7 protein-coding genes are annotated in these 12154 nt (G+C 55.0%); 5 read left to right on the top strand and 2 right to left on the bottom strand.

The features are described from left to right. Nucleotides 1-216: 216 nt before the first annotated feature. Together RE6C_RS00700 and RE6C_RS00695 are read left to right on the top strand one after the other, a co-directional pair. On the top strand, nt 217-3438 hold the full coding sequence (locus RE6C_RS00700) for a serine/threonine-protein kinase (RefSeq protein WP_008652891.1): 3222 nt from the start codon (nt 217-219) through the stop codon (nt 3436-3438). A gap of 139 nt (nt 3439-3577) precedes the next feature. Then, complete coding sequence (locus RE6C_RS00695) at nt 3578-6802, top strand: serine/threonine-protein kinase (protein ID WP_008652890.1); 3225 nt, start codon at nt 3578-3580, stop codon at nt 6800-6802. Nucleotides 6803-6810: 8 nt separating this feature from the next. On the opposite strand, the gene RE6C_RS00690 is transcribed toward RE6C_RS00695, so the two are convergent. Continuing rightward, entirely contained in the window at nt 6811-9015 is a 2205-nt protein-coding gene (locus RE6C_RS00690) for an AAA domain-containing protein (protein WP_008652889.1), read from the bottom strand. A gap of 35 nt (nt 9016-9050) precedes the next feature. On the opposite strand from RE6C_RS00690, the gene RE6C_RS00685 reads away from it, so the two are divergent. Beyond that, the gene (locus RE6C_RS00685) at nt 9051-9371 is read left to right on the top strand and encodes a DUF1294 domain-containing protein (RefSeq protein ID WP_008652888.1); all 321 of its coding nucleotides are present in this window, start codon (nt 9051-9053) and stop codon (nt 9369-9371) included. Between the two features lie 88 nt (nt 9372-9459). Here the strand turns inward: RE6C_RS00685 and RE6C_RS00680 are convergent, their stop codons facing one another. Then, a complete protein-coding gene (locus RE6C_RS00680; RefSeq protein ID WP_008652887.1) occupies nt 9460-10110 on the bottom strand; it encodes a hypothetical protein in 651 nt (216 codons plus the stop codon). 141 nt (nt 10111-10251) lie between these two features. Between RE6C_RS00680 and aroB the strand changes: the two genes are divergently transcribed. Further along, nucleotides 10252-11415, top strand: a complete 1164-nt coding sequence (aroB, locus tag RE6C_RS00675; RefSeq protein WP_008652886.1) for a 3-dehydroquinate synthase — start codon at nt 10252-10254, stop codon at nt 11413-11415. 101 nt (nt 11416-11516) lie between these two features. Then, nucleotides 11517-12071 carry a transcription termination/antitermination protein NusG gene (nusG, locus tag RE6C_RS00670; RefSeq protein ID WP_008652885.1) on the top strand — a complete coding sequence of 185 codons (555 nt, stop codon included), beginning with the start codon at nt 11517-11519 and terminating at the stop codon, nt 12069-12071. Nucleotides 12072-12154: the final 83 nt, after the last annotated feature.

Here is a 12154-nt window from a genome sequence, read left to right as displayed (position 1 = left end):
GTGAGACAATGCTTTCGCGATTGAGGTATCTTAGAGGTCCGGAACGATCAAACGTTTCGCGTCGACCTTCGCTCGCACGGAGGTGCCGTTTGTTGAGCTGGGCAATCGGCAGCGACAGTCCCGGCGGTGTTGATCCGCCCGGTGTTCAATGTTTGTGCGATGAACCTGTGGTTATCAAGCACTCCCAAACCTTTGATTGATTGAGTTCAGCACGAAGTGAGTTCTCGAAACGATGCCCCCACGGAAGCCGCCCGTATCGAGGACGATCAGGCAGACCCGCCGGCCCAGCACTTTGGTCGCTACCGAATCATTCGAACGCTCGGCACCGGCGGGATGGGCGAGGTCTATTTGGCCGAGGACACCACGACGGGGCAGGAGGTGGCTCTGAAGTTGTTGCAGCATCAGGTTTCAAAGCAGTCTCGAATGCGGCGTCGATTCGAACGCGAAGCCAACCTGATTCAAGAACTTCGGCACGATCACATCGTCCCACTGTTGGATTCTGGTATCGAACAGGGGACGCAGTACCTGGTGATGCGTTATATCGATGGCGCGACGCTTGCCGACCGCATCTTGAAAGCCAATGGCGAGCAAGACTCCGGCGAGTTTTCCATTGATGCTGGTCCCGCCGCCACGACGCTCAATACTGAGGAAAATGGAATTGCGATTGAGACGGATTCGTTTGAGCTGGTTGCGAAATCGATCGCGGACGTCGCCGACGCGTTGCAGGTGGCTCATGACGAACGAGTCATTCACCGAGACATCAAACCGTCGAACCTAATTTTCGACAGCGATGGAAAGATCTGGCTGACTGATTTTGGATTGGCATTGATCGAGGACCAGAACACGGCGCTCACTTTGACCGGCGACATCCTTGGCACGCCGGCTTACATGAGTCCCGAGCAGACGATCGGTTCGCAAACCGATATCACCCGACGGTCTGACATCTACAGCTTGGGAGCAACGTTGTACGAATGGGCAACGCTGCAACGTCCCTTTCAAGGCAACCGCGATCAGATTCTGGCCAACGTTGCCAACGGAAGCCTCGCGACTCCGAGACAGATTCGCGGCGACCTGCCACGACCGCTCGAAGCAATCATTTGCAAAGCGATGTCACGGTCACCCGACGCTCGCTACACCACCGCGGCGGAGTTTGCTCGGGATCTTCGCAGGTTTGCCGATGGCAAGCCGGTTCAAGCGAAAATGCCGGGCTGGCCCGAAAGTTTTTTGAGATGGAGCCGGCGCAACCCGTTGGTTGCCGTCGCGACATTGATCGGTGTGATCACTCTTGTCATGACTGTGCTGGGAATGCAGGCGATTCACTCGGGGCAACTCACGCGAGTAAACGAAAAGCTTGCGGAGAGCAACGATGAGTTGATCGCCACCAACCTGGAACTGGAATCTCGTGAAGCTCAATTGAGCGAACAGTTGTATGTGTCGGACATGTCGTTGGCATTCCAGGCATTCAACGGGCACAATCTGAAAGCCACGAAGCAACTGCTCGACAAACATCGTCCGAAAGCGGGCGAGCTCGGATCAAGTCGTTTTGCCTTTCAAGTCCTCGACTACTTGATCACGCCTCCGCCGTCCAACCTGCTGACCCAGCACAACAGTCCGGCGACTGAGGTCGCCATCTCGCGAGATGCACGAATCGCAATCTCCGTCAGCGAAGACGGTGAGGTCCATGTGATCGATTTGCAATCGGGAAAGTGCACGCATCGCTACAAGCTTTCCGGACGTCTTGATGCGATTGCGATCAGTCCAGACAACGAGTCTTTCTTGACCGGTTTGAACGGCGACGTCGGCTTCAACACGATCTCGATTCACGAGATCGCCTCGGGAAAACAGACTCTCGAGTTGCTTGGACACTGGCACAACATCGAATCCGCCGCGTTCTCCTCCGACGGAACACTTTTCGCGACGGCGGGACGCTACCGAGACATTCAGGTTCATCGACGGGATGGAACGGCGGTCAAGACCATCTATGGTGGATCACGAAATGAATCCCTGCAGTTTGCTGGTGATGGTCATTCACTCGCCTACGCGAAAGAGGTTGGCGAAGAACGAGTGCTGCACGTTACCGACCTTGATACTGAGCAGGAAATCCGCAGCCCGATTGCGGGGGAATCAATTCATTTTTCAATTGTGCAGCCGGAAGGTGGTCCGTATCGCATCGTGAGCTTTGGTGGAAAGCATCTCAAGGTTGCGGATTCCACCAACACAATGCATTTTGCTCAAGCCTTTGCGTTCAACTCCCCAGTGCGTTGTGTTGCCATTTCCGCTGATGGCGAAGACTTGTATGCCGGAACCGATGACGGGCTGATCTATGCATGGACGCTTACCAACCGATTTGAGTCGGGCGATTTACAACCGCCGATGATCTTTCAAGCTGCGGAAGGTCAAATCAGCAGCATTCAGGTGATCCCCACGAACGACGAATCAGTACGGATTGTGACAACCGGAGAGGATGGGCAGGTTCGGCTTTGGGATTTGGCCGACAAATTGCCGGTTCGTCCCAACCCTGTGGGACGCACATTTGTGACGGCTCACATTATCAATGTGTATTCGCACTCCGAGCGACCATTCGATGTCTTTGTGAGGTTGGACGACGGCAGTGTTTGGCACTACGATCCCCGACGCGATCTGCGTCGAATGCTACCGATCAAGTGCGAGTTAGCAGAATGGGGATTTCAGCTCGGTTGCGATTCGCAGGCATCCAAAATCGCGATTGCGAGCAGCAAAGAAGTCGAAGTCCGCGATGTGGCGTCGTCTGAATTGCTCGCTCAGATCACTCCGCCACACGAAACAGAAGAAATTGCCGATGTGAAGTTCGTCGACGGAAAACTGTGTGTTCTTTTGAGCAAGCTGTTGCTGGTCTATGACGCGGAGGACTATTCACTCGTTGAGACCCACGCTCTGCCAAGTGACAACAACACTCTCCTGCTGAATGTTCCAAATAGCGACGCGTTGATGATCAAAGCATCCAACATGCTTTCCATCTATCAGGACTCGACCGTCGCGATCTTCGAGGCCTCTACCAGTGCCGCGGTGCGATACGTTCGGGTCGACTTTGATGCCGCTGCCAGCCGGATTGCGGTGGTGTTTGACAATCGATTGGTGGAAGTACGAAGTTATCCAGAGAACGAGACAATCGCGGTGTTGCGAGGGCATTCCAAGCCCATCGCCGACAGCATTTTTCTTGATCGCGGTCGGACGCTTGCCACAACCGGTGAAGACGGATTGATTCGGTTCTGGGATCTATCAAGCGAACGTGAGATGGGGTCGCTTCCGACTGGAGAGCACCTCGAAGGCGATCTGCACCGGTTTGTTGACACAGATCTATTGATGGTCACTTCGACAAAGTCACCCGCGGAACTGTTACTTACCAAACAGTCTCGGGATAAACTGGACGAACAACGACGAGCCATCGGATTGGATTGATCTGACCGGTTCGCAAGGCTAGTTGAGATCAATCTCAGTCAAACATCAAAACCGGTCGTTTGTCCATCGTTGGATTTGAGATCGGATCAAGCATTTCCATCCGCCAACACTTCGTTTCGCACTGACGGCTCAGCACGACGTGAATTTTCCTCCTGACAACCCAACGGAAACTGTCAACACGGAAGCGGACGACCAAGACGGTCAGCGGCACTTTGGCAAGTACCGCCTGCTCAGCACGTTGGGCACCGGAGGGATGGGCGAGGTGTATCTGGCGGAGGATGCTGAAACTGGGAATCAGGTCGCATTGAAGTTGCTCCGTCAACAGGCGTCCAGTCGACCACGATTGCGTCGACGTTTCGAACGTGAATCAAATGTCATTCAAGACTTGGAGCACGATCACATTGTGCCGCTACTCGATTCGGGGATCGAAGACGGCACGCAATTCTTGGTCATGCGGTACATCGACGGTGTCACGTTGGCAGATCGAATCGCTCAATTGAGTGGTGGGAACGAGGATGACACGGCTTCGTTCTCGTCTGGCTCGTTGAATGGGACGACTGATCGTGCTGCAGGCAGGACTGCTGGAGGTTACAACTCGGATTCGTTCGAATTCATCGCTAACTCCATCGCGGATATCGCCGACGCTTTGCAAGAAGCACATGACAATGGCGTGATTCACCGAGATGTCAAACCATCCAACCTACTGTTCAGCAGCGATGAAAACATTTGGCTGACGGATTTTGGGTTGGCATTTGCGGATGATGAAAAAACTGCTCTCACGGTCACGGGCGACATCCTTGGCACGCCGGCCTACATGAGTCCCGAGCAGACGTCGGGTGTTTCGTCCAATGTCACCGCCCAGGCCGATATCTACAGTTTGGGCGTGACGCTTTATGAATGGGCGACGCTGCAACGGGCATTCAGTGGGACTCGGGAGGAAATTCTTAATCAAGTCGCATTGGGAAGTCACACTCCGGCGGGCAAGTGCCGAGCCGATTTACCGAAACCGCTGCAGGCGATCATTGGAAAGGCGATGGCGCGATCGCCGGAACGTCGATACGCGACGGCGTTCGAATTTGCCAGCGATCTTCGGCGGTTTACCAACCACCAACCGGTGTCGGCAAAGCTTCCTGGCTGGAGCGAACGGTTGTTCCGTTGGAGCGAACGCAATCCGTTGGTGGCACTAGTATCTTTGATTGGAATGGTGACCACGATCGTTGCGGTCATTGCCACGATCTCGATCTATTCCGGTCGGTTGATGACCATCAACTCGGATCTGGAAGCAACCAACGATGAATTGTCGCGAACCAACTTGGAGCTTGCCACCAGCCAGGAAGAGTTGAGGAACTATCTGTATGTCGCCGACATGACGTTGGCCTATCAAGCTTATGCCTCGCATAACTTTTCGGAAGCCAGGAAACTGCTTGAAAAGTACAGTCCGAACGCGGGTTCCTCTCAAGACAAATCAGCCGCGAATGTAAAGCCATATTTTGCTTGGCAATTGCTTGATCGACTGACGAAGGAAGCGCCATCGGTTTTGTTGACGACGCATGAGGGCGAAGCGAATGAAGTGGCCGTTTCCAGAGACGGCAAGCTGGCTCTTTCTGTCGGCGAGGAAGGTCAATTGCATGTGATCGACCTCGAAAACGAGAAGGTCCTGCATCGTCATCAAGTCGGCAATCAACTCAATGCTGTCGCGATCAGCCCAGACAACCGGCGTTTTGTCACGGGGCTGAACGGTAGTCTAGGGTACAACTTCGTCTTTATTGGCGATGTTCAGACAGGCGATGAAGTGGTCTCGATGGTCGGACACCAGAACACCATCGAATCGGTGGCCTTCTCGTCAGACGGGCATTTGGTTGCCTCCGCAGAACGATATCGCAGCGTCCAGATTCACAACATCAATGGTGACTTGGTGGAACGCTATGAGGGCGAATCGCGAAACGAGTGCTTGGAGTTCATTGGGGACGGCGGGAACTTTGCCTTCCTCGAAAACCCGGAGGACGCTGAGGCACGGGTGTTGGTCTGGGACGAAGATCCAGAGAAGACCTATGTCTTGCCAACCATTGTGGCACCAACATCGTTCACCTTTTCAAAGCCGCTTTCCGACAGCGGCGAGCTTCGGCTGGTCACCTGCAATTCTGACATGATTCATGTGGTCGATGGGAAAGAACGCAAGTTTGTTGCATCTTTCAAAGACATCCCAGGACGCATCCGCTGCGTCGATATCTCCGATGACGGTCGTTATGTTTGCGCCGGAGTCGATGAAGGAATGGTTCTGTTGTGGGATCTCTACCAGAGAACCAATGGCAAGAGACTCATTCACGCCAATGTGATTCAAGCGAGCGAGAAAGGGATCTCAAGCATCAAGATGATCGCTGGCGATCGGGGCGTTCCGCGGATAGTCACGTCGAGTTTGGATGGAACGGTGCGGTTGTGGGATGTTTCGGATCTGGTCTGGAAAACGCCGGGCAGCGATCTGGTCGCGAGCGAGAAGTATCGACTGCATGAGACCAGGGCATTGCACCATGGAAGTTCCGATGTGTATGTCCGATTTCAAGGTGGTGTTGTCGGGCACTACCGCAACCAAAGGGATGTCGGCGAATTTCGAAAGATCGGAGACTATCCTGCCGAAGTCGGACTCGCTATCTCGCTCGCTCCGGACGGTAAGCAAATGGCAATCGGACGCTTGGATGAGGTTGTGATTGCGGATTCAATCACGGGCGAAATTGTGACCACCATTCCGGTGCCTGGTGAAAAATCGACGGGCTGCCGAGATCTGCAATTCACAAACGATTGGCTTGTTACACTTTTTAATGACCGACTGCTCGTCCACAGCAAGGATGACTATTCTTTTGTAAATGAGTTGGATCCGGACGAAGACAATTTGAAGGTGCTTTGCCTTGTTCCGAATGAAGATGTCTTGATCGTCATGGGGGAAAGCCATCTATACCGTTTCGAGGATCAAGAATTGACGCTGTTGGAACGGTTGAATGAGTCCGAAGCTTACGCTGGGATTTGTTTCGATTCGAAAGGGCGGCAGCTGCTGACTTCACATCACAACCGAGTCATCCGGGTCAGATCCTATCCAGATCTTGAGCCGATCGCGACTTTGAAGGGGCACCGTCACAACGTGGTCGATCAATTGTTCTTAGATGACGACCAGACCATCGTTACGTCGATGGTTGACTCGACCATTCGGTTTTGGGATCTCAAGACCGAGCGGCAATTTGGGAGCATTGGTCTTGCAAAACCCACTTACAACAATCTCCGGTTTATCAAAGATCAGAACTCGCTCTTCGTTGGCCACGTGGATGCACCCGCCATCGTTTTGGAAGCTTCAAACGCCGAGACCGACGACTGATCCGTGGATCAGTGTCCTTCCAGCGTGAAGACGCTGTGATAGGCACCGGCGTCTTCGAAGTAGCCATACAGGTCCGAGTAGAAATCGTGGCTGCAGAGCGTGGCGCTGTCTCCAACGACAATCAGTTTCCGTTTGGCTCGCGTGAGTGCCACATTGCTGCGGCGTTGATCGGATAAGAACCCAATTTCACCGTCTGGGTTGCTGCGAGTCATAGTGATCAGCACCACCTCTTTTTCGCGTCCTTGGAATCCGTCGACAGTGTCGATTTCGATCCCGTCCAGATCCAACCGCATGCGGAGGTTGCGGACTTGCGCGGCGTAAGGTGCGATGACTGCGATTTGGTCTCCGGTGACTCCCATGTCGGCGAGTTGTTTGACGAGCTGCAGGATGACCTTCGCTTCCCCGTGGTTCAGTTTGCTTTGGCCGTCCGGTTCCAATTCTTCTTCGTAGCCCGCACCCGCGGTGTCAATCAACAGCAATGGTTCGGTCGTGAAATCGTTTTCCTCGACGTTGGGCAAATCGCACAGGCGATGCCGTTTGACGGAAGCGTCTGCGATCAAGGTGCTGTCGTAGAAATGGTCGCTGCTGAACCGCATGATCGATTCGTTCATGCGGTACTGCACGGTGAGTCGGCGATAGATCCGCTCGCCGTAGCGATGCACTAATCGCTGCATCAGAGAGTCTCGCATGCCGATCTTGGCGGCATCATCGGATAGGACCGTTGGAGGCAATTGGCAATGATCGCCGGCCAAGATCAACCGATCGGCTCGCAGGATCGCTTGCCACATTCCTGGTTCGGTGCACTGGCACGATTCATCGACGACGACCAAGTCAAACGATTGATCGCTGAGCAGTTCTTCGTCGATGGTGGTTGTGGTGCAGATCACATCGGCTCGATCGATCACCGAACGCACAATGCCGCGTTCTTGCGACCGGATCATGCCGCGAAGTCGTCCGGCTTCGTTGAACAGTTCGGAGCGTTGTTTGCGTTCTCGACCGCCACCCGCTCGGATTGGCCGGTTGGCTTCTCGCAGGATTTGATCGAGTTCGCGACGGAGGTCTTTGATGACGGTGCTGGTCGGGTCTGATTCAACCAGAGCGTCGAGCGTGTGTTCTTGCAAGGATTCGAAGACTCGAGCCGGGTGACCGACGCGAACCACGTTGGGCATCAAACGAACGAGGCGTTCCAACAAATTGTCGACGGCGGTATTGCTGGCCGCACAGGCGAGGACACGTTCGCCACGTTCAACGGACTGAGCGATGATTTCGGCGATGGTCGTTGTTTTGCCGGTGCCGGGAGGACCATGAATGATGGCGACATCATCGGCCATCATCGCGAATGCGACGGCGTCGCGCTGCGGCGGGTTGAGCTCGGTGCGAAAGTCGATGTCATTGAGTTCGAACTGGAAACTCTCGGGATCAATTTCATGTGTGTCGATTGGGTTGCCGTCGACGCGAGGCGTTTTGATTCCCAGTAACACATCACGAAGCTTGCCTGAGCGGCCGCGAATTTCTTGGGCTTTGGCCATCGCGGCGAGCTGTCGAAGCCGAGTCGTCTCGTCCGGTGACATGTCCAAGCGGAAGCGGTCCGAAACGACGGCGGGGCGTTGGCCGGATTTTCCGTGTTTGCCCACGCCCTTCTTCTTCAGGTCGTCTTGGTCGCGGACCGGAAAGGTGTCAGTCGCGATTTGGATTGAGTGGTTCTTGCGGCGACTGACCACACCCGCGATGCCTTCGTCCGACGGATCGTCATCCATCGACAGCACGACTGGCGAGCCGACTTTCAGCCGGTTCATGGGCAGGTCTTTGCCGCCCGGTTTGGCCAAGTCCAATAGATAACGTCCCGCCAATCCGGTGTGGTAATCGACCATGTCGAGTCCCACGATGGCTTGGCCGGTGCTTTCGACGTCACGTTGAGACCGAATCTGACGCAGTTTCGCGAGGCGGGCTCGTTCGGCTTCAGCTTCCAGATCCAGCCAAATGGCGAGCTGCTCGAAGTAGTCTTCTTGGTCGAGCGGGCGATCGGTCGGCAAACCGGCAGGATACGGAACGTTCAGATTTGCCAAGCCAATCTTGGATGAATTGGCGTCGCTTTTCTTGCCACCAGAGAGAATTCCATCGCCAAACGAGCCGGCATCGGAATTTTTGAACGCGGTTTTGCCTTCTCTTTGGGACTTGGCTTTCGAGCGGGCTTTGCGCGAACGTGATGACATGCGAAGAACAATCTTAAGAACGAACCCGCGGCAAGATGCAGCGGGAATGGAACACGCCTTCGGAGAAACGGTCCGTGACGCTCGCACTCATCATCGCCACTGAGACGTTTTTTGCCAGTGTGTTGACCGCGGTTTTGTACTGGAAGGACAAACGTGCCGCTCGAGGGAAAACTCAGCGGATCCCGGAGAAGACGCTGTTGCTGGCCAGCTTGCTGGGCGGTTGGCCCGGAGGCTACCTCGCCGGTCAGAAGCTGAGACACAAGACGTCCAAGGTTTCCTACCGGATCTCGTTCGTCGTCGCGGCGGTCATCCACGTCGTCTCGGTCGTCGCGATACTGTGGTGGGGGTTCCGCTGAGAGGGGCGACCACTGAGACAAGCGAGCGTCGGACGCTCACAGTTTTGATCACGAAGATTGGCGAGTGGAGCAAGCCGTTTGCGCCGTATCACTCGTCGGTTTGGTCCTCTTCGTCTGCCGCGTGAGTGCGCTGGCCATAACGCAACTCGCTGACTTTCATTAGCAACTTCAGTTGGTGCCTCAGTGCCGGGCGGACCCGATCGGTCACCTTCACTCTTTGCGATCCATCGGCGGGCCCAACTGTTCCGCTTGCCAGTTCCACGTCGATCAAAGCCGGTGGAACGCGTTGATAGTGCGGGTCAGAAAACTCCAAGCGGACGACCATTGGTTGGTCCTTTGCCTCGCCGGCATAATCTTCTGAAGCAGCAGCTTCCGCCAAGGCTTCGACCGAATCTGCCTCGACCGTCGCCCATTGGTAGTGGCTTTGTTCCAACAACGCTTTGCGAAGGTGCCCCAGCCCGGGGAAGGCGGTCAGTTCCACTTGGGCGAAGTCGGCACCAGGGCCAGGGATCAGTTCCACATGATCACCCAACTGGATCGCGGTGATGACGTCTGGGCCCCAAAACTCGGTCGTTTTCTCCAGCTTGGTCCGTCGAGCCGCGATGCTGACCACAGCGGCAATCGCACCGATCACGACAATCGCCACCAACGCCAACACTTGGTATCGCGTGACGACCACTCGCGGATCGTTGTACTTGTCCGCATGAGGGTCGACGGCGGGCGATTCGTTTTCGTTCATCAAAGAAACACAAATTTGGAAGTGGCAAAAGTGCGGTGACAATGTCGAAACGCCGGGCTCGATTGACTTTCACTGGACCGCGGCCAAGTGGGCCACCGTGGCATGCCGCAAAAACAGGCCAACGGCTACACTATCCTAACCGTGCAACCAACTTTGCCCCAACCCATCGACCTCATGACCGAACCGATTGAATCGATCGAAGTCTCGCTTGGCGATCGCAGCTATCCCATTTGGATCTCCACCGGATTGACCGAATCCGCCGAGCAACCTCATTTCGCGAAATACTTTCGAGCGGCCGTTGGCGACTGCACGCATGTAGTGCTGATACACGATGCAGCGGTGTCAAATACGATCGCTAGCAGAGTGGAGCAACAACTCGATCAGGCCGGCATTCGCATCACCAATGTCTCGATTCCATCGGGTGAAACGAGCAAGTCGGTTTCGATGCTCGATTCGATTTGGAACACGATGTTGGAATCAGGGACAGATCGTCGCAGCGTCGTCATCGCGGTCGGCGGTGGAGTCGTCGGCGACTTGGCCGGGTTCGCTGCCGCTTCCTTCACACGCGGATTGAGGTTTGTGCAGGTTCCCACGACGTTGCTTTCGATGGTCGACAGCAGCGTCGGTGGCAAGACCGGAATCAATCTGCCTGGCGGCAAGAACATGGTCGGCAGTTTCTGGCAGCCTCAGATGGTTTGGATCGACACGCAGTCTCTTTCGACGTTGCCCGATCGCGATTTCATCAGCGGCATGGCGGAAGTGATCAAGTACGGCGTGATCGAAGACGCCGAGTTCTTTAGCTGGTTGCAGGACAAAGCCGCACGCTTGATTGAGAAGGATGCCGAGACGCTTCGGTACGCGATTCGAAAAAGCTGTGAATCCAAGGCTCGAGTGGTTGCCGAGGATGAGCGTGAAACATCGGGACGGCGTGCAATCCTGAATTATGGCCACACGTTTGCTCACGCGATCGAGGCGACCGCGGGCTATGGAGTCTGCTTGCATGGTGAAGCGGTTTCGATCGGAATGCAAATGGCCGCTCATTTGGCCATCGACATGGAACTGTGCGACCGATCTTTGCTAGAAGAACAAACGGCGGTGTTGTCCGCCGCGAAATTGCCGCTGGCATGGAAGGATGCGGATCCCGAAAAGATGCTTCCCGTCATGTCTCGCGACAAAAAAGTTTTACACGGGAAGTTGAGGTTTGTGTTGCCGGACCGAATCGGACATGTTGCCATGGTCGGCGATGTTCCCTCCGAGAAAGTCATTGCCGCGATCCTTGCTTGCCGTGACGAACCCAAAGGATAGCGAGCAGTTCGCTCGGTTTCGCAAGCAGCATTGCTTTTTCATGATTACCCTCGACGGACTCACAACGGTTCATCTCTGACTCCACGGACGCTGTCACATCGATGCCCATTCTGCCTTTTGAACCCGACTGCTACCCGGACGATCTGATCGACCAGGAAGAATCACTCGATTCGCCGTGGTGGTTGCTCTACACCAAATCTCGGCAAGAGAAGGCGGTGGTTCGCAAGCTGCGTGACGCTGGTGTGCCGCACTACGCGCCGATGATCAAACAGCGTTTTCGTTCGCCAGGTGGGCGGATGCGAGAATCGTTCGTTCCGCTGTTTTCAACCTACGTCTTCATTCGAGGCGACGATCAAGCTCGTTACGAAGCGATCTGCACCGGCTCCGTTTTGAAGGCTTCGGAAATCGTTCAAGTCCCGGATTTGATCGAGGATCTGCAGCAAATTCGCAGCCTGATCGTGATGGGCGTGCCGCTGACGATCGAAAGTCAGCTTCAACCTGGTGAGCATGTTCGAGTGAAGAACGGCACCTTCGCCGGTTACGAGGGCACTGTCATCCGCCGCGAAAACGAAACTCGCTTGCTCGTCTTCGTTCGATTTATGGAGCAAGGCGTCAGCGTGAAACTCGAGGATTGCCAGCTCGAGAAGATTGCCTGAACAAGTGATCGTGCTCAGAACGATCGCCGGCGACGGAGCCTTTCGCTCGTCCCATCAAACGCTCTTTTTGAACGTCGCTTAAA

The organism is Rhodopirellula europaea 6C (assembly GCF_000338295.1).
GTDB classification, from domain to species: Bacteria; Planctomycetota; Planctomycetia; order Pirellulales; family Pirellulaceae; genus Rhodopirellula; species Rhodopirellula europaea.
Note: the sequence above shows the minus strand (reverse complement) of the source record. Positions and strands in the feature narration are given on the sequence as shown.

What these genes read in the sequence shown, in the direction of transcription:
- RE6C_RS00690 (WP_008652889.1), bottom strand. Translation starts at nt 9,015, where the DNA reads ATGTCATCACGTTCGCGCAAAGCCCGCTCGAAAGCCAAGTCCCAAAGA.
- RE6C_RS00680 (WP_008652887.1), bottom strand. Translation starts at nt 10,110, where the DNA reads ATGAACGAAAACGAATCGCCCGCCGTCGACCCTCATGCGGACAAGTAC.
- RE6C_RS00685 (WP_008652888.1), top strand. Translation starts at nt 9,051, where the DNA reads ATGCAGCGGGAATGGAACACGCCTTCGGAGAAACGGTCCGTGACGCTC.
- nusG (WP_008652885.1), top strand. Translation starts at nt 11,517, where the DNA reads ATGCCCATTCTGCCTTTTGAACCCGACTGCTACCCGGACGATCTGATC.